The sequence below is a fragment of the Lentzea sp. NPDC051213 genome (assembly GCF_044455585.1).
Lineage (GTDB): Bacteria > Actinomycetota > Actinomycetes > Mycobacteriales > Pseudonocardiaceae > Lentzea.
In genome coordinates this window covers 145,941-169,602 of record NZ_JBITEX010000002.1, presented here as the reverse complement: position 1 = coordinate 169,602, position 23,662 = coordinate 145,941, and the positions used below count along the sequence as shown (strand labels likewise).

Here is a 23,662-nt window from a genome sequence, read left to right as displayed (position 1 = left end):
AAGTAGGCCCCGACGGCGTAACGGGCCGCGTGCCGATGGTCCCCTCCTGTCAGGGACTTTGGGCTACCGTGAGGCAATGGCGACGCGCGTTTTCCTCGTCGACGACCACGAGATCGTCCGCCGCGGCATCGCGGACCTGCTCGGCGAGGAGTCCGATCTGGAAGTGGTCGGTGACGCCGCATCGGTCACGGAGGCGCTGGCCAAGGTGCCCTCCGCGCAGGCCGATGTGGCGGTGCTCGACATCCGGCTGCCCGACGGCAACGGCATCGAACTGTGCCGCGAGCTCCGCAGCCGGATTCCCGGCCTGCAGTGCCTCATGCTGACGAGCTTCGCGGACGACGAGGCCCTGTTCGACGCGATCATGGCGGGCGCGTCCGGGTTCGTGCTCAAGCAGATCCTGGGCGCCGACCTGGTCAACGCGGTCCGCACGGTCGCCGCCGGCCAGTCGCTGCTCGACGCCCGCACCACGTCCGCGCTGCTCAACCGCATCCGCCGGGAACGCGAGGAGGGCGACCCGCTGCGCATGCTCAGCGAGCAGGAGCGCACGGTGCTCGACCTCATCGGCGAGGGCCTGACGAACCGGCAGATCGCCGAGCGGATGTTCCTCGCGGAGAAGACCGTCAAGAACTACGTCTCGCACCTGCTCGCGAAGCTCGGCATGCAGCGCCGCACCCAGGCGGCCGTGTTCGCGTCGCAGTTCCGCAAGGACGAGAAGCGTTAGAGCGGCACCCGCCACACGACGCAGGCCCCGCCACCCTCAGGCTTCTCCACGGCGAGCGTGCCACCGAACTGCGCGGCGCGGTGGGCGAGGTTGCGCAACCCGCTGCGCGCGACGTCCGGTGCGAGGCCGATCCCGTTGTCCTGCACCGTGATCACCACCTCGGTGCCCGCGTCGATCAGCACCGTCAGCTCCGTCGCCTCGGCGTGCCGCACCGCGTTCGTGACGGCCTCGCGCACCACCGCCTCGACGTGTTCGGCGAGCTCGGGCGGCACCGAGTTGTCGACCGTGCCGGACATCCGCACGGCCGGGGACAGGGAGGTCGCCTCGGTCAGGCCGGCCACCAGGTCGAGCAGCCTGCGCCGCAACGAGGTGTTGTCCGCCGAGTGCAGATCGAAGATCGACGTGCGGATCTCGCGGACGGTCTCGTCTAGCTGTTCCACGGCCGTGTGGAGCCGTGCGGCGACCTCGGGATCGGTGACCCGCCGCGTGGTCGCCTGCAGGGTCAGGCCGGTGACGAACAGCCGCTGGATGACGTGGTCGTGCAGGTCGCGGGCGATCCGGTCGCGGTCCTCCAGCACGTCCAGCAGGCGCTGCGAGCGTTGCTGCTCGGCGAACTCCAGGGCGACCGCCGCCTGGTCGGCGAACGAGGCCAGCACCGGCACCTGGTCCGGCAGGAACCGGGTCTCTCCGCCCTTGCGCAGCACGACCAGCGCGCCCGTGACGCCGGGGCCCGAGCGCAGCGGCACCGCCAGCGCGGGACCGAACGCCGAGCCCAGATCGTCCACCAGCAGCGGGATGCCGGAGCGGATCACCTCGTCGACCGCGTAGTCGGAGGCGTTGAAGTCGTCGATCTTCACGCCCGCGCTCGCCGCCACCGTCAACGGGGCGTCCCCGCCGTCGCCCAGGACGACCAGCGCCGAGTCGGCACCGGCGAGCTCGACGGTCCGCTGGGTGATCAGGCGCAGCGCGTACTCGCCGGACGCGCCGCCGAGGAGCTCCGAGTTGACCTCGCCGATCGCCTCCAGCCACCGCTCGCGCATCCGGGACTTCTCGAACAGCCTGGCGTTCTCGATCGCGATGCCCGCGGCCGCCGCCAGCGCCTGCAGCACGGCCTCGTCGTCCGCGGTGAACTCGGCGGCCTCGATCTTCTCGGTCATGTAGAGGTTGCCGAACACCTCGTCGCGCACGCGCACCGGCACGCCGAGGAAGCTGTGCATCGGCGGGTGGTTCGGCGGGAAGCCGACCGACATGTCGTGCTGGGAGAGGTCGTGCAGCCGCAGCGGCGTCGGATCCTTGATCAGCAGCCCGAGCAGGCCCTTGCCCTCCGGCAGGTGACCCATCGTCGCGCGCGTCTCGGCGTCCACGCCGACGTAGACGAACTCGGACAGGTCGTCACGGGTGCCGAGCACGCCGAGCGCGCCGTAACGGGCGCCGACGAGGTCGACCGCGGCCTGCACGATGCGCTGCAGCGTCGAGTCGAGCTCCAGCCCGGACGCGACCGCGAGCACCGCGCCCAGCAACTCCTGCATGTGGTCACGGGTGGTGACGATCTCGTCCATGCGGTCCCGCACCTCGTCGAGCAGCTCGTCGAGGCCTCGGCGACCAGGCTCATCAGGCACGCAGACTAGATTCGCACACTTTCGCGCATCACACGGCCCTAGTAAGTGAGGACCTTCGACTGTGGCCTGCCTGCCACCGGCGGCCTGACAGTGTGAGCATGACCATCGCCGTGCCCGACTCACTCGGACTTGCGGGTGAGGACGTACACGGCGTCCTCGCGCTCGCGAGAGCCTCGGCCCCCGGTATGCGGTTCGAGGTGCGTCCCGAGCAGATCGAGCTGCACACGACCACACCGCACTCCAGGGAGACCCGGATCGCGTGCGGTGTCGCGTTGCTCAACCTGCGGTTGGCGTTGCAGGGCCACGGAATCCAGCCTCTGGTGACGCTGCTGCCCGGCCCCAGCGCGGCGAGCGCGGCCGCGGCTGTGCGGCTCGGCGGGTACCAGGAACCGAACCCGGACGTGCTGGCGCTGCTGCACGCGTTGCGCACGAACCGTCGCACGTGGACGACATTCCCCGACCTGACCTCCTGGCGCGGGCTGCTGTGCCGCGCGGCCGAGGTGGAACGGGCGTGGCTGCACGTGCGCAGCGGCACCGAGATGGTGCTCTGCACCTTCAACCAGGGGGCAGCGGCGGAAATCCGTGCGGGACAAGCGACACAGCGCGTCGTCCTCACCGCGGGGACGGTCGGTTTCGCCGTCACGGCCGCACACGATCCGGCGAGCCTGTCCGCGCTGCGCGCGGACCTGCGCCCGTGCCTCGGCAACACGCTGGTGCCGCAGATGGTCCTGCGGCTCGGCACGGGATGACCGTGCCCGTCCCACGCCGTGCGGGGGTATGACTGACGGCGCGGGACGGGCCACGGTCCTATTTGTCCGCTACGTGGTGATGAACTTCGTCGGGTCCGCCACCGGTGACTCGACGACGAGGTCCTTGTACTCGTCCTCGATGCCCTTGTTGTGAATCTGGATCGCCAGCGGCGCCACGCGGCCGGCGGGTTCCTTCTTGTCCTCGAACTTCAGGACCTCCTGCGCCTTGCACTTGGTCGCGCCGTCGGGCAGCGGGCAGCACGCCATGCGCGCGATTCCGGTGTCACCGTTGGCGAGCAGCTCGCACTGCGCCCACTTCTTGACGTCCCAGCTCGGGTGCGGGTACTTCGTGAAGAGACCCTTGCCGCCGTTGTTGTGGCCCGGCCGGTAGTCCCACGCGCCGCCGTTGGGCGGCTGGAACTGGATGGCGCCCAGACCGTTCAGCGGAGGTGTCTGGATCTTGCCCCAGATCAGCACGGTCGGCTTGTGGTCACCGGAGACCTGGCGCAGCTTGAAGATCCACCGGAAGCTCTTGTACTGCTGCTTGTTGTAGTAGATCCAGCCGCGCGAGGCGGTCTTCTGGCTGTGGATCGCGCCGTTCTTCACGACGAACGCGTCCTTGGCGTGCGCGGTCCACCCGTCGAGTGTCTTGCCGTCGAACATGGGCACCAGCACGGGATCAGCGGCCCGTGCCGGGGTCATGCCCGCGACGAGCGCCAGCACGAAGGCAGCGACTATCCACAATGGACGACGAAACATCAGTTACCGTCCTCGGCTCCGAGGTTTTCGGCAGCGACGGTGCATCCCACGTTAGGGCTCAGTCATCGGAGCAGTCAACGGAAACCTGTGTTTCTGAAAACGGACAAAGCTACCTGGCAAGCACCGCCTTCCACAGCAACCGCGCCAATTCCGCGTGACAGATGTCGTTGTGAGCGCCCGCAATTCCGTCGATTCGGCGGATCACCGACGAACAGTCGACGTTGTGCACCTGTCCCCTGGTCAGTTCGCCAGGAGATCCGATGTTATGGCCGTGCGCGTACGTGCCCTGCACGCCGTGCGAACCGAGGCCGCCGTACTTCGGGTACTCGTCCAGGTCGACCTGGCGGCCCGAGCGCGCGGCCAGCGGGTAGAACCGGCCGATCGCGTGGTCGTGCGCGGACGTGGTGACGATGATCGGGCCGGGCACCCGGCCGAGCACGCCGCGGAAGTAGCCGGAGCCAGGCTCGCCCGGCAGCCGTTCCGCGAACGACCACAACGACATCGCGCCCTGCACCAGGGTCAGCGTGGCCGCCGGCACGACGTTCGCCATCGCGGTCGCGGTGATGCAGCCGAAGCTGTGGCCCATCAGGTGGATCCGCGCCTGCGGTGCGGCCTGGGCGACGTCACGGGCGAGCCGCGCCGCGCCGCTCTCACCGAACACCTTGGCGCGCCGCTTCATCTTCCAGAACGTCAGGATCCGCAACGGCGACAGGATCCCGCCCAGCGCGGGGTCCTCCAGGCACGCCCGGTAGAGCTGCTCGGCGTCGAACGCCATGCCGTCCTCGCCGGGCAGGTCGGGAACCGAGCTCTCCAGGTAGTCGTAGGCCTGCCTGACCGCGGCCGACATCCGGCACGGGTGTTCGCGCGCGGCCTGGACGATCGTGCGCACCGCGGCGGTGCGGCCGGCGCCTCCCCCGAGGCGATCCGACTGCGCCCTGATGAACTCGTCGGATCGGACGTCCTCGTCGCCCCACGCCTTCGACGGCCAGTGCAGGCCGACGAGCAACGACTTGAAGCCGCCGGGAAGCCGGTGCGCCGCTTCACGTTCGGCGCGGCAGTCGGCCATCGTTTTGACCCACTGCCCGTACTGCAGGCGGGCGGCCGGCACGTCGCCGTTCCACCCGTGGATGAAGAAGAACACGTCGGTGACACCTCGGCGGGCGTCGTACACGACGTCCGCGCTCTCGCGCCCCCGCTCGTTGCCGGTCTCGTCGAAGCAGACGAGGTGATAGCTGATGTCGTGACCTGGCACGGATTCTCGGGACATCGCGGATCACCACCACACACAAAAGCGCCTTCTGTTACCGGGTTATCGGAACCGGAGCGGCTCATGTGTAGCCCGTGCGATCAGGAAAACCCGTTCGGACCAGGGGATTCGCTCACTCGCCAGCCCGGTTGCGCCGGTAGTGCCGCGCCGCGCGGACCCTGTTGCCACACACTGGCGAACACCACTCCCGGCGCGGATGATCTTTGACGAAGTAGAGCACACACCCTGGCGCATAACAGGCGCGCAACAACACACTGCTCTCGCCGGTGAACAGCTCCACCGCCTCGGCCGCGATCGACGCGAGCGCCTGCGTCGCCGGTGCGCCTTCACTTTCGTTGTGCCGCACCAGTTTTCCATCGTTTTCCACGACCAGCCGCGGCCACTCCCGCGCCCGCTTCGCCGCCAGGTTCACCTCGGTCACGGCGCGATGAAGATCGCGTTCCTGCGCGACCGCACGCGTGTCCCCGGTCAGCACGCCCGCGAGGTCCCGCAACGCCTGCCGCAGTGCCCGGAAGGCCGCCAGGTCGGCCTCGTCCGCGGGAAGACCCAGGAAATCCGCGAGGCCACCGACGGTGGTCAGGTCGTCATTCACCCGTGACCTGCTCGCCCAGATGGTGTTCATCAGCAGGACCGGACGGGGTTCGTCAGGGGTGAGCAGCACAACTAACGGTAACACGCCCTTGCTTCCGTTAGTCACACGTTCTAACGTTTGAAACGTCGCTCAACCGTTGGAAGGAAGCTTCGACGTGAACCTCGTGCCCCCGTTCGACGCCGACACCGCCCGGCTCGAGGTGCGGGCCGCCCAGGACGCCTGGAACACCAGGGACCCGCAGCGCGTCGCCGCGGCCTACACGCCGGATTCGGTGTGGCGCAACAGGTCCGAGTTCGTCCGCGGCACCGGCGAGATCGTCGCGTTCCTGACGAAGAAGTGGGAGCGCGAGCACGAGTACGTGCTGCGCAAGTCGCTCTGGGCTCACGGCGAGAACCGCATCGCGGTGCGCTTCCAGTACGAGTGGCGCGACGACGAGGGCCAGTGGTGGCGCAGCTACGGCAACGAGAACTGGGAGTTCGCGCCGTCCGGCCTGATGAGCCGGCGCGAGGCGAGCATCAACGACGTCCGGATCGCCGAGTCCGAGCGGCGCATCGACCCGAGTTCGACCGACGACATCCCAACGGAGTAACGCGATGCATGTCGAAGCGTTGTGGCGCTATCCGGTGAAGTCACTGGGCGGAGAACCACTGCAGGAGGCCACCTTCACCGACGACGGGGTGGCAGGCGACCGGCTCGTGCACGTGCAGGGGCCGCGCGGAGTTCTGACCGGACGCACCCGGTACGGCCTGCTCACCATCCCGGCCTCCACCGGACCGGACGGCCCGTTGGTGGACGGACATCCGTGGGACAGCTGGGAGGCGCACGCGCTGGTGCTCCCGCACGGCGGACGGTTGACCCGCTACACCGGGCCTGAGCGCTTCGACGTGCTCAACGTCCTCGTGGCCACGGACGGCCAGGTCGAGGCGGCCGGTGTCGACGTGCGGCGACTGCGGCCCAACATCCTGATCGGCGGCGTCGAGCCGGGCGAGGAGGACGGCTGGCCTGGGCACGCACTGGTCGTCGGTGACCTCATGATCGGCGTGTTCAAGCAGCGGGCACGGTGCGTCGTCACGACGATCGATCCCGACACCGGCGCGCAGGACCTCGACGTGCACCGGCGGATCCGGCACGAGTTCGGTGGCGTGCTGTGCCTGGACAGCTGGGTGATCCGGCCTGGTGTGGTGCGGGTCGGTGACGCGGTGGAGGTGGTGCCGACCGACGAGCTGCCCGGCCACATCGGCGGGTGGATCGTCGGCCGGCCTTATGCCGTCTAGAGGCGGGCTACGAGTCGATGTCCTCGGTGTGCACCCAGCCGACCAGGTTCCTGTTCACGTTGTCGTGGTCGAGGACCAGGTACCAGTCGAAGCCCTCGCGCCACGGGCCGGGAGCGAGCCCCGCGATGTCATGACCGGGCGGCGACACTCCGTACCCGCAGGCCATCGCCGGACAGCTGTGCAGCCACAAATCGGTCTTCATCGGGAACAGCTTCCTGCCCGCGTTGCTGCAGGACTGGAATTCGTGGGGCCTGTTGACAGCCCTCACATCCAGGTGGCCCGCGAGGTAGCTCGACTTCGTCACCGCGATGTTCCAGTCGATGCCGACGTTGCTCGAGTAGCAGAAGACGGTGATGGCCGTGCCGGCGGGAAGAACGTGATAGCCGCAGCTCAGGCTTGCGCACTGGCGCAGCCAGGCCACTTGGTTCGTGGTGGTGTCGTAGGGCGCCGCGGCGATCGCCGCCTGCTCTTCCGCAGCGCTGCCGAGTGACGCGCTGCCCGCGGGCACCGCCAAGGCCCCGATGGCCAGGATGATCGCGATCAGGCTGAAAACACGTCTGATTCCGTGCATGTGCCCCCCAAGGCATTCAATGCGCGCGTTGGCAACCCCTCGCTGCCAGCCGTCGCAAGGGTGCCGGAGCGCCTTGCCGGATGTCAATACAGGTTTAACGACATGAGCGCTCATCAACCGAGGTTGATGAGCGCTCATGTCGTCGTTGGCAGGCCTAGATGTTGCGGCGGTACTGCCCGCCCACCTCGAAGAACGCCTCGGTGATCTGGCCGAGCGTGCACACGCGGGCGGCGTCCATCAGCACGGCGAACACGTTCTCGTCCGTCTGCGCCACGTCGCGCAGGCGGGCCAGCGCCTTCTGGGCCTCGTCGCGGTGCGCGGCCTGGTAGGCGCGGGTCCGGTCGACCTGCGACTCCTTCTCCTCCTCGGTGGCGCGGGCGAGCTCGATCTTCACGATCTCCCGCTCGCCGCCCTCCGGCAGGAAGGTGTTGACGCCGATCAACGGCAGCGAGCCGTCGTGCTTGCGCTGTTCGTAGAGCATCGACTCGTCCTGGATTCGGCCGCGCTGGTAGCCCGTCTCCATCGCACCGAGCACGCCGCCGCGTTCGGAGATGCGGTCGAACTCCAGCAGCACCGCTTCCTCGACGAGGTCGGTCAGCTCGTCGATGACGAACGAGCCCTGCAACGGGTTCTCGTTCGCGGACAGGCCCCACTCCTTGTTGATGATCATCTGGATGGCCATCGCGCGGCGGACCGAGGACTCGGTCGGAGTGGTGATCGCCTCGTCGTAAGCGTTGGTGTGCAAGGAGTTGCAGTTGTCGTACAGCGCGCACAACGCCTGCAGCGTGGTGCGGATGTCGTTGAAGTCCATCTCCTGCGCGTGCAGCGAACGGCCCGAGGTCTGCACGTGGTACTTGAACTTCTGCGAACGCTCGGCGGCGCCGTAGCGGTCGCGCATGGCCACGGCCCAGATCCGGCGCGCGACCCGGCCGATGACGCTGTACTCGGCGTCCATGCCGTTGGAGAAGAAGAACGACAGGTTCGGCGCGAAGTCGTCGATGTTCATGCCGCGCGCCAGGTACGACTCGACGTAGGTGAAACCGTTGGCGAGCGTGAAGGCGAGCTGGCTGATGGGGTTCGCCCCGGCCTCGGCGATGTGGTAGCCGGAGATCGACACCGAGTAGAAGTTGCGGACCTGCTGACCGATGAACCACTCCTGGATGTCCGCCATCATGCGCAGCGAGAACTCCGTGGAGAAGATGCAGGTGTTCTGGCCCTGGTCCTCCTTGAGGATGTCGGCCTGCACCGTGCCGCGGACGTTGGCCAGCGCGAACCTGCGCAGCTGCTCGTACTCCTCGGCGGAGGGCTCGCGGTCGTGCTCGTCGCGGAACTTCGTGACCTGCTGGTCGATCACGGTGTTCAGGAAGTACGCGAGGATCGTCGGCGCCGGGCCGTTGATCGTCATCGACACCGACGTGGTGGGCGCGACGAGGTCGAAGCCGTCGTAGAGCGCCTTCATGTCGTCCAGCGACGCGATCGAAACGCCGGACGTGCCGATCTTGCCGTAGACGTCCGGCGGGGTGTCGGGGTCGCGGCCGTACAGCGTCACCGAGTCGAACGCGGTCGACAGGCGGGTGGCCGGGTTGCCCTTCGACAGGTACTTGAAGCGGCGGTTGGTGCGGAACGCGTCGCCCTCGCCGGCGAACATGCGCGCCGGGTCCTCGCCCTCGCGCTTGAACGGGAAAACGCCTGCCGTGTAGGGGAAGAAGCCCGGCAGGTTCTCCTTGCGCAGGAACCGCAGCAGCGAGCCCTCGTCGTCGTAGCGCGGCAGGCTGACCCGGCGGACCTGGTTGCCGGACAACGTCTCCCGCGTCAGGCTGGTGTGGATCTCCTTGTCCCGCACCTTGAACACGAGCTCGTCGCCGGAGTACTGCTCGCGGGTCGCGGGCCACTGCTCGAGCAGGTCCGCGGTGCCGCGGTCGACCTTGCGCTCGGCGGCGTCCGCCAGTTCGGCGATGTCGCTGATGTTCTTGTCCGCCGCTTCGAGAGCCTTCTGCGCGGCGGTGAGCTGGAGGTGCGTGCGGACCGCCTCGACCTGCTCGTCGGTCTTGCGGTGGTAGCCGCGCACGGTGTCGGCGATGTCGGAGAGGTAGCGCGCGCGGGAGGCGGGCACGACCGTGGACGCCGACGTGGACGTCTTGCCGTTGACGGTCGTGAGAGCGCCGTCCTCCACGGCCAGACCGTGCTCCACGAGGCCGTCGCGCAGGAACTGGTAGAGCGCGGTGACGCCGTCGTCGTTGAACGTCGCGGCGGACGTGCCGTAGACCGGCATGTCCTCCCACTTCACGCCGAACGCCTCGCGGTTGCGGACCATCTGCCGCGCCACGTCCCGGCGCGCGTCCTCGGCACCGCGGCGCTCGAACTTGTTGATCGCCACGGCATCCGCGTAGTCGAGCATGTCGATCTTCTCGAGCTGCGACGCGGCACCGAACTCCGGCGTCATCACGTACAGCGAGAAGTCCACGAACGGCACGATCGCCGCGTCGCCCTGACCGATACCGGGCGTCTCCACGATGACCAGGTCGGCACCGGACGCCTTGCACGCCTTGATCGCCTGCTCCAGGCCGTCCGGGATCTCGCTGCCCGCACGACGCGTGGCCAGGCTTCGGAAGAACACCCGGTCACCGTCGAGGCAGTTCATCCGGATCCGGTCACCGAGCAGCGCGCCACCGCCGCGGCGCCGGGTCGGGTCGACCGCGAGGACCGCGATGCGCAGCTTGTCCTGCTGGTCGAGCCGGAACCGGCGCACCAGCTCGTCGGTGAGCGACGACTTGCCCGAGCCACCGGTGCCGGTGATGCCGAGCACCGGGACCTTGCGGGCGCTGTCGACATCGACCGGCTGACCGGCCTCGATGTGCGTGATCGCGCGCGCGAGCGCCTCGTCCGCGCCGGTGAGCAGCGCGTCGTGGCTGAACGGCTCGGTGAGCGCGTGGTCGCACTCCTCGATCATCATGTTGATCATCTTGGCGAGGCCGAGCGTCTGCCCGTCGTGCGGCGAGAAGATCCGCGCGACACCACGGGAGTGCAGCAGCTCGATCTCTTCGGGGACGATGACGCCGCCACCGCCGCCGTAGACCCTGATGTGCCCGGCACCGCGCTCGTTGAGCAGCTCGACCAGGTACGAGAAGTACTCGACGTGCCCGCCCTGGTAGGCGCTGATGGCGACGCCCTGCACGTCCTCCTGGATCGCCGCGTCGACGACCTCCGCGACCGACCGGTTGTGGCCGAGGTGGATGACCTCCGCACCCTGCGACTGCAGGATCCGACGCATGATGTTGATCGCCGCGTCGTGGCCGTCGAACAGGCTGGACGCGGTCACAAAGCGCACCGGGTTCGCCGGCTTGTGCAGAGGGATCGCCATGAGAATAGTTTGACTTCCTACTATCGGACGTGCAACTGAGGGTGGTCCAGGTCTCTGTATCGAGCAGGAACCGAGCAGTAAGGCATCGTCCCGGCACTGGCCACAGACACGCTCGCGAAGCGCTACGAGTGAGCGCCGTCGAGCCCTAGCGCGCTGCGGCGCCCCACTCGTGCGCCAGCGCGGCCGCCTCACCGCGTGACCCGACGCCCAGCTTCTCCAGGATCTTCGCCACGTGGAACTTCACCGTGGACTCGCTGATGTGCAGCTCCTGAGCGATGTCGCGGTTGCGCCGGCCGCGCGCGAGCTGACCCAGCACCTCCAGCTCCCGCGCGCCCAGCACGGTCAGCGGGTCCTCGCGCGGGTTCTCCGGCGGCCCGATCGGGACCTCGACGGTCACGGTGCTGCCCCACCCCGGCACCGCGTCCACCTCCACCCGTCCGCCGAGCGGGCCCAGGCGTTCGGCGACGCGGCGCGCGTCGAGGCTGCCGCAGGACAGCGTGCCGGGGCCGTCGTCCCGCACGGTCGCCTTCAGCACGGTCGCGACGACCTTCCACCCGATGTGGACGCGGCTGACGTTGCGCTGGTCGTCCATCATCGCGTGCACGGCGGACCTGACCACCGCGCTGGCCGTGGCGGCGACCTCGGTCGGCAGGACGCGGTCCGCACCTTCCTCCGCGCCGGGCGTGCCCAGGTCCAGTCGCACGCCGCGGCCGCGCAGCACCCGCCGCAGCGAGTCGGCCAGCCGGTCGAAGGCGTCGCCTGCCCGTTCCTCGGTCAGCGCCTGCTCCAGCTCGGCCCGCGAGCGCAGCTCCACCAGCGCGGTCACGGCGAGGTCGGCGGCACGGGTGCGGGCGGTCGCGTCGTCCACGGTGCGGTCGCGCAGCACGCTGAGCAGTGCGGTCAGCGCGGTTCCGTACGCGTCACCGAGATCGGAGATGGTCACGGCACGCGCCGCCGCGGCCGCCCGTGACACCGCGAGCGTCGCGGGCACCGCCTCGTTCCGCAGGCCCTCCATGTGCGCGGTCACCAGGTCCCACAACGCCTGGGCGGGGGCCAGGACCTCGTCCGGCACAGGGGTGTCCTCGACCCGCAGGAACACCAGCAGCGCGCCCGGTTCGGTGACGTCGCTCGCCAGGACCACCACGGGGATCTCCACGCCCGCCATGACCGCTCGCCCCTGCCAGGCTCCCCTCCCCGGCACCAGCGGGCGCAACGCGGCGAGATCGGCGATGCCGGCCGACGGCCCCGGCGACTCGCCGCGGAACTTGAACGGCGCGAACGAGCAGTTGGACAGCTCGGCCACCGCCCGGTGGGGAATGGTCGCGGAGAACGCCTCGGACAGCCGCGGCAACGTCTCGCCCAGCGGCGCCTGGATCACGTCGACGGCCGTCATCAGGTCCATGAGCTCGAGCGTAGTCGTCGGCGCCCGATCGCAGCCGTCCTTTCGGCTAGCGCGAACTAGCCGAAGGAGTAGGTCAGCGGTCGCCGAGCCGCGCTAGGGTTGACACATCAACTAAAGGCGAACACGGGAGCGAACCCATGAAGGCGATCACCTACGGCGAGCACGGCGGCCCGGAAGTACTGCGCCTGGACGAGGCCGCGGAGCCGCACGCCGGACCAGGACAGGTGCGACTGAAGGTCGTGGCAGCCGCGGTCAACCCGATCGACTACAAGATCCGCAACGGGTGGATGCCGCCACAGATGACGCCTGCCTTGCCGACCATCCCCGGACTGGAGGCGGCCGGCGTCGTCGACGAGGTCGGCGAGGGCGTCACCGGGGTCTCGGTGGGCGGCGAGGTCCTGGCCTGGACCGTGACCGGCGCCTACGCCGAGTACGCCCTGGCCACCGAGTTCGCCCCCAAGCCGGCGGGCCTCGACTGGGACACGGCCGCCGCGCTGCCCGTGGCCGTCGAGACGTCGAACCGCGTGCTCGACGCCCTCGAGGTCGGGGCGAACGAGACGGTGCTCGTGCACGGGGCCGCGGGTGTGGTCGGCGCTGTCGGCGTCCAGCTCGCGGTGGCCCGCGGGGCCACGGTCATCGGCACCGCGTCGCCGGGCAACCACGACTACCTGCGCTCCCTCGGCGCCATCCCGGTCGCCTACGGTGACGGCGTCGCCGACCGGGTCCGCGCCGCCGCACCGCACGGCGTCGACGCCGTGTTCGACGCGGCCGGGCAGGGTGACCTGGAGGTGTCGATCGAGCTGCGCGGCAGCACCGATCGGATCGTCACCATCGCCGATCCCCGCGCCGCCGAGCTGGGCGTCACGTTCTCCGCCGGCGGTGGCCCGTTCGGCGCTCAACTCGCCGAGTACGCCCGCCTCGCCGCCGACGGCAAGCTCGGTGTGCGGGTCGCGCGGAGCCTTCCGCTGGCCGACGCCGCCCAGGCCCAGGAGCTGGTCGCGACCGGTCACGCCGGCGGCAAGGTCGTCCTGCGCCCCTAGGACCGTCTCGATGGGCTGGCAACGCTGTCATCAGCTGGCAATATTTGACTCATGACTCAACGCGTTGCGGTGACCGGAGGCAGCGGCAAGCTCGGGCGGGCCGTCGTGGCCGACCTGATCGAGCACGGCCGGGAGGTCCACAACCTCGACCAGGCCGCTCCCCCGGCGCCCCAGGGGTGCGAGTTCACGCGCGTCGACCTGACCGACTACGGCCAGGTCGTCGAGGCGATCGGCGGGATCGACGACAGGTACGACGGACTGGACGCGGTGGTGCACCTCGCCGCGATTCCGGGGCCGGGCGTGGCGCCCAACGCCCGCACGTTCCACAACAACGTGACCAGCACGTACAACGTGTTCGCCGCCGCACGGCTGGCCGGTGTGCACAACGTCGTGTGGGCGTCGAGCGAGACAGTGTTGGGCCTGCCGTTCGACACTCCCCCGCCGTACATCCCGATCGACGAGGAGTACGCAGGGCGGCCGGAGACGTCATACTCGCTGGGCAAGCTGGTCGACGAGACGCTCGCGCAGCAGTTCTGCCGGTGGGAGCCGGCGATGAAGATCATCGGCTTGCGGTTCTCGAACGTCATGGAGCCGCACGACTACGAGCGCTTCCCGTTCGACGCCGATCCGCTGGCGCGCAAGTGGAATCTCTGGTCGTACATCGACGCGCGGGACGGCGCCCAGGCCGTGCGCAAGGCGCTGGCCCACGACGCCGCCGGGTTCGACGTGTTCATCATCGCGAACGCCGACACGTGCATGACGACGCCGAACGACGAGCTGGTCGCGAAGGTCTACCCCGGTGTGCCGATCAGGAGGGCGTTCGGTCCTCACGAGACGCTGCTGTCGATTGAGAAGGCACGCCGGGTGCTGGGGTTCGAGCCTGAGCACTCCTGGCGGTCGTGATCTCCCTGGCGAGCCCGAACAGCTCGTCCGCCGCCCGTGCCCTCGGCCGGCACTGACGCAGGTGGTTGAGGGCACGGGCGAGCAGCAGTTCGGCCTGCTGCTCGCACCACTTCCGGCCGCCGGCCTGCTCGACCAGATCGGCCACCGCGCGGGGATCCGTCTCGGCGTACACGTCGGCGCCCGCGTCGATCGCGGCCACGACCGGGAGCGTGCGGCGCCCGTGCGCGAGGTCGTCGTACAGCGGCTTGCCGCTGATGGCCGGGCCGCCCCAGATGGCCAGCACGTCGTCCACGTGCTTGCGCGCCAGGCCGATGTCGTCGCCGAACTCCCGGAGGTGGTCGGCCTGGCTGCGGCTCGCCCCCGCGGCGAGCGCGCCGAGCTCGCACGCGCACGCCGGCAGCGCCGCGTGCTTCGCCGCCGCCACCCCCAGGTGTTCCGCGATGTCGATGTCGTCGCGCTCGTCCAGCTCGATCTCCTGGACGTAACCGTCCACAACGGACAGAAGTGCGGCGTTGAGGACCATGACCTCGGACTTGGTGAGCTGCGCGAAGGCCAGCGACAGAAGGGCTTCGGCGGCCGAGACGACCCGGTCGTCGCCGAACTCCACCCACGCGGCCGGCAGATGACCGCGGCTGACCGCGCGGGTCATCAGGTCCGCGTGCAGCTGTTCGTGCTGGGTTGCGAGCTCCAGCGCGACCGCCACCCGGACCGCCCCGCCCCCGTCACCGACCGTCTCCGCCGCCAGCAGCGCCAGGGCCGCCGCGGTGAAGTCCTGCTGCCGCAGGTTGTACTCGACGACCTCGCGAGTCTCGTCCGGGAGGTCCGCGATGACGGCCCGCAGCGGCGCGTCGACCGTGGCGCGGCTCCACTCCAGCACGCTCTGCGAGTCTCGCGGCGGTGCGACCACGTCCGTGCTCGTCATGCGAACTTCCTCTCAGACCCCGGGAAACGACGCTAAACCCGCAGGTAGCACCGGGCACACGGTTTCCACAGACGTGTTAAAGAGGGGCACGATCCGGCGAGCCGGACTACGTTGATGTTGAACGGGTTGTCGTCACCATCACCCGACCGTGATCGTCGTTTTTCCTGAGGGGCTGACCATGCGCTACACCAAGCTCGCCGGCATGGACGTGTCGGAGATCTGTCTCGGCATGATGAGCTACGGAGATCCATCGCAGGGCAACCACGCCTGGTCGTTGCCGGAGGAGCAGTCCCGGCCGTTCATCCAGGCCGCCCTCGAGGCCGGCATCAACTTCTTCGACACCGCGAACGTCTACTCCGACGGGTCCTCGGAGGAGATCACCGGGCGCGCGCTGAAGGACTTCGCCCGCCGCGAGGAGATCGTGCTCGCCACCAAGGTGCACGGCCGGATGCGCCCCGGCCCGAACGGATCGGGGCAGTCCCGCAAGGCGATCTTCGCCGAGATCGACAACTCGTTGCGCCGCCTCGGCACCGACTACGTGGACCTGTACCAGATCCACCGCTTCGACCCCGCCGTTCCGCTCGAGGAGACGCTGGAAGCGCTGCACGACGTGGTGAAGTCCGGCAAGGCCCGCTACATCGGCGCGTCGTCGATGTACGCGTGGCAGTTCACCAAGGCGTTGTTCACGCAGCAGCTCAACGGCTGGACGAAGTTCGTGTCGATGCAGAACCACTACAACCTCCTCTACCGCGAGGAGGAGCGCGAGATGCTGCCGTTGTGCGCGGACCAGGGCATCGCCGTGATCCCGTGGAGCCCGCTGGCCCGCGGCCGCCTGACCCGTGACTGGGACGCCGTCACCGCCCGCACCGAGACCGACGAGTTCGGGTCGAGTCTGTACGTCTCCTCCGACCAGGCGACCGTGGAACGCGTGGCCTCGGTGGCGTCGGCGCGGGGCGTCTCGCGGGCGCAGGTGGCGCTGGCGTGGCTGCTGCGCAACCCGGTCGTGACGGCTCCGATCGTCGGCGTCACCAAGCCGGGGCACCTGGACGACGCGGTGGCGTCGCTGGAGTTCCAGCTGACCGACGACGAGGTGAAGCTCCTGGAAGAGGCCTACGAGCCTCACCGCATCGCCGGTCACTCCTAACCCAGCTTCGCGACCTCGATGAAGTCGGGGATCTGGGCCTTGAGCGCCCCGTTCGGCTGGAACCGGTAGAACAGCACCGCGGTGCTGCACGCCGAGTTGCCGAACCAGGCGTGGTCGCAGGTGATCTGCGGGCCGAGGAAGCTGTCGAGGTTCTTCACGGCCCGCAACGCCCGCTCCGGCGTACCGTCCGAAGTGGACAGCACCCGCGCGAGCGTCATGATGTCCGCGAACGACACCACCGCTCCCGCAACGGGTTCGTCGTGGCCCGCCTCCTTCATGGCCTGGCGGTACTCCTCGATCTCGTCCTGGTTGGCCGGTGGTGCGGACAGCGGGTCCGTCGGGTGCCAGAAGTCGGCCGACAGCTCGACGCCGATCGACTGGTTCCCCACGGACCTGGGCAGTCCCGTGCACGACGCCGCGAGGATGCGCCCGTCGTAGTTGGCTTCGCGGAGTGCTTTGACGATGTGCGTGCACTGCTCCTCGGTGGCGGCGATGCTGCCCGACGCCTCCGCGGTCTGCACGGTCTGGGCCAGGTCGTCCCAGCCGGGGTTGTCCGCGGGGTAGTAGACCGAGCGGTAGTCGAGCCCGAACCGCTTGGCCGCCGGGGTCAGCACGGTGTCGGTGAAGGCGCGGGTGGTCGGCGACTCGGGCAGCAGCCACGCCACCGACTTCACGTCCTGGTCGGCGTAGTACTTCAACGCCGCGGTGCCGTAGGCGACGGCGGCGGCACCGAAGAAGAACGCGTTCTTGTGGTTCATCAGGCCGGGCGTGAACTGCACGTGCCCGACCAGCGGGATGGCGGCGTCGGCGAGCGTGGGCATCACGGCGTCGGCGCCGGTGTCCACGCCCTGCACGACCACCGCGGCCTTCTCGCTGACGAACTTCCCTGCGCAGGCCTGCGACTGCGCCGGCGTGCCGTCCGTGGGACAGGTGATGAGCTCGAGGGGACGGTTGCGGACCCCGCCCTTGCGGTTGAGGTGGGCGACGGCGACCTCGGCGCCGATCTGCAGTTCCGGCACCGCGAACGCGCCGGAGGAGTTGTTGAGGTATCCGATCTTGATGGGTTCGCCGCGGGGACCTCTCTCCGGCTCGGCGGAACATCCGGCGACCAGCAGGAGGACAGCGGCTACGACCCTGACGTGCATGACTGACGGCGCTCCTAGTGGCATCGGCGGTGATGCGAAGCGCTGATGGTCACGAGATGAGACGCCACCGATAAGTCGGGTTCCCCCGACAACTAGTGGCGGGACAGCCGCACCTGGCACACGTCCCGCACGTACCGGCTGGCCCGGCCGTCCCGTGGCACCACCAGGGTCGGGCGGGCCAGGCGCCGGCCGTTGTAGCGGGTGGCGAGCAGCGCGGCGCACGCACCGAACTCCGGGTCGACCTCCGCCCACGACAGCAGCGCGCGGTACCCGTCGGCGGACTCCACGAGCACGACGAAGCTGAGGTGGTCCATCTTGTGCCCGGTGTCGGTGCGCAACTGCACGCGCGTCAGCAGTGAGTGCAGCTGCACGCCCTGGACGTGGTGCACCTCGCGGCGCCGGCGGGTCACGTAGGGGACGTCGACACCCGCGCCCGCGTGGGCGTCGAGGTCGGTGGTCGAGATGACCCACTCGCTGCTGATGTCACCGGTGACGAGCACCTGGTCGGCACCGAGCGGTGGCCGGGGCACGGGGATCCGGGTCGCGGGCTCCATGACGACGATGGTAAAGCCGCAGAAGCACGCCCACCATCCTTGAATACTCCGCATCCGCGTATCTACACTCCCGTTCGTGCCGAATCTGCGGATAAGCGAAGCCGCCGCCCTGCTCGGGGTCAGTGATGACACCCTGAGGCGGTGGATCGACCAGGGACGCCTGCAGTCGGTGCTCCTCGACAACGGGCGCAAGGGCGTCAGCGGCACTGAGCTCGCGGCGTTCGCGCAGCAGATGACCGAGGCGGCCGAGCCCGGCGCCACCGTTGCCGCGTCGGCGCGCAACCGGATGAAGGGCATCGTCACCCGCGTCATCAAGGACGGCGTCATGGCGCAGGTCGACATGCAGGCCGGTCCGTTCCGCATCACGTCGCTGATGAGCCGCGAGTCCGCGGACGAGCTCGGCCTCGAGGTGGGCAGTGTCGCCGTCGCCTCCATCAAGTCCACCCACGTCGTCGTCGAGATCCCGGAGGCCTGAAGTGAAGAGAGTCCTTGCAGTCGTGGCGGCGCTGGCGCTGGCGGGCTGCGGCTCCGGGCAGCCGGGCACGTCCACGCCGACGCCCACCAGCGCAGCGGGTGTCACCGGGGAGATCACGGTGTTCGCGGCGGCGTCGCTCACCGAGTCGTTCACCAAGCTGGGCAAGGAGTTCGAGGCCGCGAACCCCGGCGCGAAGGTCAAGTTCAACTTCGCCGGCAGCTCGGCGCTGGCGCAGCAGCTCAACCAGGGCGCGCCCGCGGACGTGTTCGCGTCGGCGGCGCCGGCGAACATGAAGCAGGTGACCGACACCGGGACGATCACCGCGACGCCGACGACGTTCGTGAAGAACACGCTGCAGATCGCGGTGCCGAAGGGCAATCCCGGCAAGGTCTCCGGCCTCGCCGACTTCGCCAACGCGGAGCTGAAGATCGCGCTGTGCGCGGAGCAGGTGCCGTGCGGCGCGGCGTCGAAGAAGGTGTTCGAGGCGGCCAAGGTCACCGCCGCGCCGGACACGCTGGAGCAGGACGTCAAGGCCGTGCTCACCAAGGTGTCACTGGGTGAGGTCGACGCGGCGCTGGTCTACCGCACGGACGTGAAGGCGGCCGGCGACAAGGTCGAGGGCAAGGACTTCACCGAGGCCGACAAGGCGGTCAACGACTACCCGATCGCGCCGCTGGCCAAGGCGCCCAACGCGGCCGCCGCCAAGGCGTTCGTCGACTACGTGCTGTCGGGCAAGGGCCGCACGGTCCTCACCGAGGCCGGTTTCGCGGCTCCGTGACGACCAGGCACCGCGCACGAGGACGGCTCCCCGTCGTCCTCGTGCTGCCCGCGGTGATCGGGCTGGCCTTCCTGCTCGTGCCGCTGGCCGGCCTGCTCGTCAAGGCACCGTGGGCGACGCTGCCCGCGCAGCTCTTCAGCCCCGAGGTCGGCGAGGCGCTGAGGCTCTCGCTGATCTGCGCCTCGCTCGCCACGATCGTCTGCCTGCTGCTGGGAGTCCCGCTCGCGTGGCTGCTCGCCCGCAGCGACCTCCCTGGGCGCGGCATCCTCCGCGCGCTCGTGACCGTGCCCCTGGTGCTGCCACCTGTCGTGGGCGGTGTGGCGCTGCTGCTCGTGCTGGGGCGGCGCGGACTGGTCGGCCAGTACCTCGACCAGTGGTTCGGGGTCTCGTTGCCGTTCACCACAACGGGAGTCGTGCTCGCCGAGGCGTTCGTGGCGATGCCGTTCCTGGTCATCTCGGTGGAGGGTGCCCTGCGGGCAGCCGATCCGCGCTTCGAGGAGGCCGCGGCCACGCTGGGCGCCTCGCGCTGGCTCACGTTCCGCCGGGTGACCCTGCCGGGAATCATGCCGGGCGTGGTCGCGGGAACCGTGCTGTGCTGGGCCCGCGCGCTCGGCGAGTTCGGCGCGACCATCACGTTCGCGGGCAACTTCCCCGGCAAGACGACGACCATGCCCCTGGCCGTCTACCTGGCGCTGGAGACCGATCCGGACGCCGCGATCGTGCTGAGCATGGTGCTGCTGCTCGTCTCCGTCGCCGTGCTCGCGGGCCTGCGCGACAAGTGGATCAGTGGTCCGTCATGACCCTGCACGCCGAACTCCGCGTCACGCGCCCGGATTTCTCGCTCGACGTCGACCTCACCATCGAACCGGGCGAGGTGGTCGCCCTGCTCGGCCCCAACGGTGCAGGCAAGACCACCGCGCTGCGCGCCCTCGCCGGTCTCACCGCCGGCAGCAGCATCAGCCACAACGGGTCCACCTGGGACGGTCTGCCCGCCGAGCAACGGCCGATCGGCGTGGTGTTCCAGGACTACCTGCTCTTCGCGCACATGAGCGCGCTCGACAACGTCGCGTTCGGTCTGCGCGCCCGCGGCACCCGCAAGGCCGACGCCAACGCGGCCGCACTGCGCTGGCTGACCCAGGTCGGGCTCGCCGAGTTCGCGAAGGCCAGGCCCCGCACGCTCTCCGGCGGCCAGGCCCAGCGCGTCGCACTGGCCCGCGCCCTCGCCACGTCCCCCGAACTGCTGCTGCTCGACGAGCCCCTGGCCGCGCTGGACGCCGGCACCCGCCTGCGCGTGCGGTCCGAACTGGGCAAGCACCTGCGCGACTACCCCGGCCACACCCTGCTGGTCACCCACGACCCGCTCGACGCCATGGTGCTAGCCGACCGGCTCGTCATCCTGGAGCACGGCCGCGTGGTGCAACAGGGCACCCCGCGCGAGGTCGTCCGGCAGCCGCACACCGACTACGTCGCCCACCTGGTCGGCCTCAACTTCTACCGCGGCGCCGCCGACGGCACCGAGGTCCGCCTCGACGACGGCGGCACCCTCACCATCGCGTCACCGGCGGACGGGCTGGTGCACGTGGTGTTCCCGCCGTCCGCCGTCAGCCTGTACACCGAGAAACCGTCAGGCAGCCCGCGCAACACCTGGCCCGCCGTGGTTTCCGGCATCGAGCAGCACGCGCACACCACCCGCGTGGATCTGACCGGCACGCCGTCCGTGCTCGCCGACATCACCACGGCGACCGTCGCGGAGCTGCGGCTGCAACCCGGTGATCTGCTCTGGGTCTCCTTGAAAGCCACCGAGATCCACACCTATCCCCGTTAGCATCGTGGTCGTGATCTCCGACCTGCTCCGCGGCCTCCCGTCGCTCGCCGGCCCGCTGCCCGCGTTCGACCCGGCCGGCGCGCCGGCCGATCCGGACCGGCTGTTCGCCGCGTGGCTGTCGGACGCGATCGCCGCGGGCGTGACCGAGCCGCACGCACTGACGCTGTCCACTGTGGACCCTTCCGGCAAGCCTTCAGCCCGCGTGCTGATTCTCAAGGACCTCCGCGACGGCGTGTGGCATTTCGCGTCCAGTGCGGTGAGCCGCAAGGGCAAAGAGCTCGCGAACACACCTTGGGCCGCACTCACGTTCTACTGGCCCGCTCTCGGCCGCCAGGTGCGGGTGCGCGGTGCGGTCAGCGTCGCCAACGCCGAGGACAGCGCCCAGGACTTCCTCGCCCGCTCCCCCAGCGCCCGCGCGAACGCGTTGCTGGGCAGGCAGAGCGACGTGCTGGGCAGCCGCCACGAGCTGGAGGAGGCGCTGCGAGCCTCCGTCGAACAGGCTCCCGACGCCGTGGCTCCCGCGTGGACGCTGTACCACGTCACGGCGGACGAGGTCGAGTTCTGGCAAGGCGATACGGGCCGCAAGCACGTGCGTGTGCAGTACACGCGCGATCGTGCCGAATGGACCCGCACGCTGCTCTGGCCCTGACCGCTAGCAGGTCATCGTCAGCACGGCGTCCGCGAAGTCGTACGGCTGCTCGATGTGTCCGAAGTGGCCACTGCCGTCGAGAATCCGCAGCCGGGACGCGGGCAGTTCGCGGTGCAGATCGCGAGCCCACCTGGGCGGGCAGATGAAGTCGAACGCACCGGCGATGACGAGCGCCGGCAGGGAGATCTTCCCGAGCTTGCCGCGCACGTCCCACCGCGAGGGCTGCCGGGCGGGGTCGAACGTGACGTCGATCGGGAGGATCCCGGCCTCCCCCACGGTCCGGCGGTAGTCGGCGAAGTACAGCGGCAGCACGCCTTTCAGGTAGCCGAGGAACGACTCGCGGTCGGTGATCGCCGGGCCGTCGGGCCGCTTGTACTCCCAGAAGGTGTGGCCGGCGTGCTCGATCTCGGGACGGCCCGGCCAGCGCGCTACGGAGGCGTTGACCTGCCGGCCCGCTTCCTCGAACAGCTCAGGACCGTAGACCGGCGCCGAGTCGTAGATGACCATGCCGCCGAGCACCTCCGGCGTTTCCAGGGCCAGTTGCAGGCCGACGAAGCCGCCGTGCGAGTGCCCCAGGAAGTACGGGCGGTGCAGGCCGAAGTGCGCGATGAGCCGACGGGTGAAGTGCGCGTAGCGCTCCACGCGGTAGTCGCCGTCCGGCAGCAGGCCGCTGTGGCGGGTGCCGACCGGGTCGACGTAGAGCATGGTGAGGCGTTCCTCCAGCAACGGCATCCGCAGGTAGTCGGAGTGGATGCCGGGACCGCCGGAGTGCACCAGGCACACGGGTCCCTTGCCACGCACCTCGAACGCCTGCGTGACACCGTCGATCTCCACGCTGTACTCGCCAGGTTCCATGCCGGGTTCCATGCCAGTACAGACAGAGCCGGGGCCGCCGTTGTGACAGCGGCTCACACCTTCCTGAGCACGAACTCGTCGCTGCGCCCGCCACCGAGCAACACGTCGAGCCGGCCCGCGACCGCGTACGCACCGCACGGGGTCTTGGTCAACGTGGTCGGCGCCTTGTCCGGCCACTTGGTCTCGCCGGCGATCTCCACGGTCTGCCAGCGGTCCGTGGTGCGCACTTCGACGACTCGGTTCGCCGCCGTGTTGTCCACGAGCAGCAACCGGTCGCGGCCCAGCACGAGCAGGCCGTCCGGTGCGCCGATCGGTGCGGTGATCGTGGTGACGCTGCTCGGGTTGCCGAGCGGGATGACGGCGAGCTTGCGAGCGCCGGAGAGCGCGGCGACGAGTTTGTCGCCCAGGTGCGCGATGCCGTTCAGGCCCCAGCCACCGGTCGTCGGCTGCGCGAGGTCGGGGTGCGTGACGAGCGTGGTGGCGCGGCCGGACGGGGAGACGCGGAAGACGGTGCCCGCGATGGAGTCGGTGACGTAGGCGGTGCCGTCCGGGCCGAGCGCCACGTCGTTCGCGAAGTGGCCGGGACCGGTCGCGAGCGTGATGCGGTGCAGCGCCCGCCCGGTGCGCAGGTCGTAGATGCCGAGCCCGGCGAACGCCCTGGTGGTCTCCGGCTTGCTGCGGTCGGCGAGGCCGAGGTCGGCGTTGGCGACGAGCAGGCGGCCGCGGCGCGCGTCGACCGCGAGGCCCATGGAGGTGATCAGCCACGGGTCGTCGACGAGCGGGCGGGCCTGGCCGCCGGGGTCGACCCGGGACACCGTGCCGTGCGTGACCGAGCCGACCAGGAAGCGGTGCCGGATCGGGTCGTAGGTGACGCCCTCCGGGTGCAGGGATGGGCCGTTGCCCATGATGACGGGCTCGCACCGGGGGGAGGTGGGCGCGGCTTGCGCGGCGGGCGCGGCAGGCGCGGCAGGCGCGGCAGGCGCGGCAGGCGCGGCAGGCGCGGCAGGCGCGGCAGGCGCGGCAGGCGCGGCAGGCGCGGCAGGCGCGGCAGGCGCGG

23 protein-coding genes and 1 pseudogene are annotated in these 23,662 nt (G+C 69.8%); 12 read left to right on the top strand and 12 right to left on the bottom strand.

The window, feature by feature from the left end; all coding sequences use genetic code 11:
* The first annotated feature begins 76 nt into the window (after positions 1 to 76).
* Entirely contained in the window at positions 77 to 721 is a 645-nt protein-coding gene (locus ACIA8G_RS07615; RefSeq protein ID WP_396417527.1) for a response regulator, read from the top strand.
* Here the strand turns inward: ACIA8G_RS07615 and ACIA8G_RS07610 are convergent.
* Entirely contained in the window at positions 718 to 2,280 is a 1,563-nt protein-coding gene (locus tag ACIA8G_RS07610; RefSeq protein WP_396418668.1) for a GAF domain-containing protein, read from the bottom strand. The two genes, ACIA8G_RS07615 and ACIA8G_RS07610, sit on opposite strands and share 4 nt — an antisense overlap.
* A 158-nt stretch (positions 2,281 to 2,438) precedes the next feature.
* Between ACIA8G_RS07610 and ACIA8G_RS07605 the strand changes: the two genes are divergently transcribed.
* Complete coding sequence (locus ACIA8G_RS07605) at positions 2,439 to 3,089, top strand: hypothetical protein (RefSeq protein ID WP_396417526.1); 651 nt, start codon at positions 2,439 to 2,441, stop codon at positions 3,087 to 3,089.
* A 69-nt stretch (positions 3,090 to 3,158) separates the two neighbouring features.
* Here ACIA8G_RS07605 and ACIA8G_RS07600 read toward each other — a convergent pair whose 3' ends face one another.
* From ACIA8G_RS07600 to ACIA8G_RS07590, 3 genes are all read right to left on the bottom strand, one after another.
* Complete coding sequence (locus ACIA8G_RS07600) at positions 3,159 to 3,848, bottom strand: family 16 glycoside hydrolase (protein WP_396417525.1); 690 nt, start codon at positions 3,846 to 3,848, stop codon at positions 3,159 to 3,161.
* Between the two features lie 109 nt (positions 3,849 to 3,957).
* Positions 3,958 to 5,115, bottom strand: a complete 1,158-nt coding sequence (locus ACIA8G_RS07595; protein ID WP_396417524.1) for a hypothetical protein — start codon at positions 5,113 to 5,115, stop codon at positions 3,958 to 3,960.
* Between the two features lie 112 nt (positions 5,116 to 5,227).
* A complete protein-coding gene (locus ACIA8G_RS07590; protein ID WP_396417522.1) occupies positions 5,228 to 5,737 on the bottom strand; it encodes a CGNR zinc finger domain-containing protein in 510 nt (169 codons plus the stop codon).
* A gap of 124 nt (positions 5,738 to 5,861) precedes the next feature.
* Here ACIA8G_RS07590 and ACIA8G_RS07585 point away from each other — a divergent pair, with 124 nt between their 5' ends.
* Positions 5,862 to 6,296, top strand: coding sequence for a nuclear transport factor 2 family protein (locus ACIA8G_RS07585; RefSeq protein ID WP_396417520.1), 435 nt, complete (start codon positions 5,862 to 5,864; stop codon positions 6,294 to 6,296).
* A gap of 4 nt (positions 6,297 to 6,300) precedes the next feature.
* Positions 6,301 to 6,981, top strand: a complete 681-nt coding sequence (locus ACIA8G_RS07580; protein WP_396417518.1) for an MOSC domain-containing protein — start codon at positions 6,301 to 6,303, stop codon at positions 6,979 to 6,981.
* Positions 6,982 to 6,988: 7 nt separating this feature from the next.
* Here ACIA8G_RS07580 and ACIA8G_RS07575 read toward each other — a convergent pair whose 3' ends face one another.
* The 3 genes from ACIA8G_RS07575 to ACIA8G_RS07565 all read right to left on the bottom strand — a co-directional run bounded on the left by ACIA8G_RS07575 (position 6,989) and on the right by ACIA8G_RS07565 (position 12,315).
* Entirely contained in the window at positions 6,989 to 7,552 is a 564-nt protein-coding gene (locus tag ACIA8G_RS07575; RefSeq protein ID WP_396417516.1) for a hypothetical protein, read from the bottom strand.
* Between the two features lie 154 nt (positions 7,553 to 7,706).
* Positions 7,707 to 10,913 carry a fused isobutyryl-CoA mutase/GTPase IcmF gene (gene icmF / locus ACIA8G_RS07570; protein WP_396417514.1) on the bottom strand — a complete coding sequence of 1,069 codons (3,207 nt, stop codon included), beginning with the start codon at positions 10,911 to 10,913 and terminating at the stop codon, positions 7,707 to 7,709.
* 145 nt (positions 10,914 to 11,058) lie between these two features.
* A complete protein-coding gene (locus ACIA8G_RS07565) occupies positions 11,059 to 12,315 on the bottom strand; it encodes a LuxR C-terminal-related transcriptional regulator (protein WP_396417513.1) in 1,257 nt (418 codons plus the stop codon).
* Between the two features lie 137 nt (positions 12,316 to 12,452).
* Here ACIA8G_RS07565 and ACIA8G_RS07560 point away from each other — a divergent pair, with 137 nt between their 5' ends.
* Complete coding sequence (locus tag ACIA8G_RS07560; RefSeq protein WP_396417511.1) at positions 12,453 to 13,355, top strand: NADP-dependent oxidoreductase; 903 nt, start codon at positions 12,453 to 12,455, stop codon at positions 13,353 to 13,355.
* 51 nt (positions 13,356 to 13,406) lie between these two features.
* Positions 13,407 to 14,258, top strand: a complete 852-nt coding sequence (locus ACIA8G_RS07555; RefSeq protein ID WP_396417509.1) for an NAD-dependent epimerase/dehydratase family protein — start codon at positions 13,407 to 13,409, stop codon at positions 14,256 to 14,258.
* Here ACIA8G_RS07555 and ACIA8G_RS07550 read toward each other — a convergent pair.
* Positions 14,164 to 15,180 (bottom strand): polyprenyl synthetase family protein, encoded by a 1,017-nt coding sequence (locus tag ACIA8G_RS07550; RefSeq protein ID WP_396417507.1) that lies wholly within the window; start codon positions 15,178 to 15,180, stop codon positions 14,164 to 14,166. The two genes, ACIA8G_RS07555 and ACIA8G_RS07550, sit on opposite strands and share 95 nt — an antisense overlap.
* A 178-nt stretch (positions 15,181 to 15,358) precedes the next feature.
* Here ACIA8G_RS07550 and ACIA8G_RS07545 point away from each other — a divergent pair, with 178 nt between their 5' ends.
* Positions 15,359 to 16,324, top strand: coding sequence for an aldo/keto reductase (locus ACIA8G_RS07545; RefSeq protein ID WP_396418667.1), 966 nt, complete (start codon positions 15,359 to 15,361; stop codon positions 16,322 to 16,324).
* Here ACIA8G_RS07545 and ACIA8G_RS07540 read toward each other — a convergent pair.
* Complete coding sequence (locus ACIA8G_RS07540; RefSeq protein WP_396417505.1) at positions 16,321 to 17,469, bottom strand: ABC transporter substrate-binding protein; 1,149 nt, start codon at positions 17,467 to 17,469, stop codon at positions 16,321 to 16,323. The genes ACIA8G_RS07545 and ACIA8G_RS07540 overlap by 4 nt on opposite strands.
* A gap of 92 nt (positions 17,470 to 17,561) precedes the next feature.
* Complete coding sequence (locus ACIA8G_RS07535) at positions 17,562 to 18,023, bottom strand: molybdopterin-binding protein (RefSeq protein WP_396417504.1); 462 nt, start codon at positions 18,021 to 18,023, stop codon at positions 17,562 to 17,564.
* 76 nt (positions 18,024 to 18,099) lie between these two features.
* Here ACIA8G_RS07535 and ACIA8G_RS07530 point away from each other — a divergent pair, with 76 nt between their 5' ends.
* From ACIA8G_RS07530 to ACIA8G_RS07510, 5 genes are read left to right on the top strand one after another with little or no spacing between them, the layout of a single operon-like run.
* Positions 18,100 to 18,498 carry a molybdopterin-binding protein gene (locus ACIA8G_RS07530; protein ID WP_396417502.1) on the top strand — a complete coding sequence of 133 codons (399 nt, stop codon included), beginning with the start codon at positions 18,100 to 18,102 and terminating at the stop codon, positions 18,496 to 18,498.
* Between the two features lies 1 nt (position 18,499).
* Positions 18,500 to 19,276, top strand: a complete 777-nt coding sequence (modA, locus tag ACIA8G_RS07525; RefSeq protein ID WP_396417500.1) for a molybdate ABC transporter substrate-binding protein — start codon at positions 18,500 to 18,502, stop codon at positions 19,274 to 19,276.
* A complete protein-coding gene (gene modB / locus ACIA8G_RS07520; protein WP_396417498.1) occupies positions 19,273 to 20,076 on the top strand; it encodes a molybdate ABC transporter permease subunit in 804 nt (267 codons plus the stop codon). The genes modA and modB overlap by 4 nt, the downstream gene beginning before the upstream one ends.
* On the top strand, positions 20,073 to 21,101 hold the full coding sequence (locus ACIA8G_RS07515) for an ABC transporter ATP-binding protein (RefSeq protein WP_396417496.1): 1,029 nt from the start codon (positions 20,073 to 20,075) through the stop codon (positions 21,099 to 21,101). Before modB ends, ACIA8G_RS07515 begins: the two co-directional genes overlap by 4 nt.
* A gap of 10 nt (positions 21,102 to 21,111) precedes the next feature.
* Complete coding sequence (locus tag ACIA8G_RS07510; protein WP_396417494.1) at positions 21,112 to 21,750, top strand: pyridoxal 5'-phosphate synthase; 639 nt, start codon at positions 21,112 to 21,114, stop codon at positions 21,748 to 21,750.
* 3 nt (positions 21,751 to 21,753) lie between these two features.
* Here the strand turns inward: ACIA8G_RS07510 and ACIA8G_RS07505 are convergent, their stop codons facing one another.
* Positions 21,754 to 22,605 carry an alpha/beta fold hydrolase gene (locus tag ACIA8G_RS07505; protein ID WP_396417492.1) on the bottom strand — a complete coding sequence of 284 codons (852 nt, stop codon included), beginning with the start codon at positions 22,603 to 22,605 and terminating at the stop codon, positions 21,754 to 21,756.
* Positions 22,606 to 22,658: 53 nt separating this feature from the next.
* A pseudogene (locus ACIA8G_RS07500) lies at positions 22,659 to 23,662 on the bottom strand (hypothetical protein); the annotation flags it as partial.

What these genes read in the sequence shown, in the direction of transcription:
- ACIA8G_RS07615 (WP_396417527.1), top strand. Translation starts at nt 77, where the DNA reads ATGGCGACGCGCGTTTTCCTCGTCGACGACCACGAGATCGTCCGCCGC.
- ACIA8G_RS07610 (WP_396418668.1), bottom strand. Translation starts at nt 2,280, where the DNA reads ATGGACGAGATCGTCACCACCCGTGACCACATGCAGGAGTTGCTGGGC.
- ACIA8G_RS07605 (WP_396417526.1), top strand. Translation starts at nt 2,439, where the DNA reads ATGACCATCGCCGTGCCCGACTCACTCGGACTTGCGGGTGAGGACGTA.
- ACIA8G_RS07600 (WP_396417525.1), bottom strand. Translation starts at nt 3,848, where the DNA reads ATGTTTCGTCGTCCATTGTGGATAGTCGCTGCCTTCGTGCTGGCGCTC.
- ACIA8G_RS07595 (WP_396417524.1), bottom strand. Translation starts at nt 5,115, where the DNA reads ATGTCCCGAGAATCCGTGCCAGGTCACGACATCAGCTATCACCTCGTC.
- ACIA8G_RS07590 (WP_396417522.1), bottom strand. Translation starts at nt 5,737, where the DNA reads ATGAACACCATCTGGGCGAGCAGGTCACGGGTGAATGACGACCTGACC.
- ACIA8G_RS07580 (WP_396417518.1), top strand. Translation starts at nt 6,301, where the DNA reads ATGCATGTCGAAGCGTTGTGGCGCTATCCGGTGAAGTCACTGGGCGGA.
- ACIA8G_RS07575 (WP_396417516.1), bottom strand. Translation starts at nt 7,552, where the DNA reads ATGCACGGAATCAGACGTGTTTTCAGCCTGATCGCGATCATCCTGGCC.
- icmF (WP_396417514.1), bottom strand. Translation starts at nt 10,913, where the DNA reads ATGGCGATCCCTCTGCACAAGCCGGCGAACCCGGTGCGCTTTGTGACC.
- ACIA8G_RS07565 (WP_396417513.1), bottom strand. Translation starts at nt 12,315, where the DNA reads ATGGACCTGATGACGGCCGTCGACGTGATCCAGGCGCCGCTGGGCGAG.
- ACIA8G_RS07560 (WP_396417511.1), top strand. Translation starts at nt 12,453, where the DNA reads ATGAAGGCGATCACCTACGGCGAGCACGGCGGCCCGGAAGTACTGCGC.
- ACIA8G_RS07555 (WP_396417509.1), top strand. Translation starts at nt 13,407, where the DNA reads ATGACTCAACGCGTTGCGGTGACCGGAGGCAGCGGCAAGCTCGGGCGG.
- ACIA8G_RS07550 (WP_396417507.1), bottom strand. Translation starts at nt 15,180, where the DNA reads ATGACGAGCACGGACGTGGTCGCACCGCCGCGAGACTCGCAGAGCGTG.
- ACIA8G_RS07545 (WP_396418667.1), top strand. Translation starts at nt 15,359, where the DNA reads ATGCGCTACACCAAGCTCGCCGGCATGGACGTGTCGGAGATCTGTCTC.
- ACIA8G_RS07540 (WP_396417505.1), bottom strand. Translation starts at nt 17,469, where the DNA reads ATGCACGTCAGGGTCGTAGCCGCTGTCCTCCTGCTGGTCGCCGGATGT.
- ACIA8G_RS07535 (WP_396417504.1), bottom strand. Translation starts at nt 18,023, where the DNA reads ATGGAGCCCGCGACCCGGATCCCCGTGCCCCGGCCACCGCTCGGTGCC.
- ACIA8G_RS07515 (WP_396417496.1), top strand. Translation starts at nt 20,073, where the DNA reads ATGACCCTGCACGCCGAACTCCGCGTCACGCGCCCGGATTTCTCGCTC.
- ACIA8G_RS07505 (WP_396417492.1), bottom strand. Translation starts at nt 22,605, where the DNA reads ATGGAACCTGGCGAGTACAGCGTGGAGATCGACGGTGTCACGCAGGCG.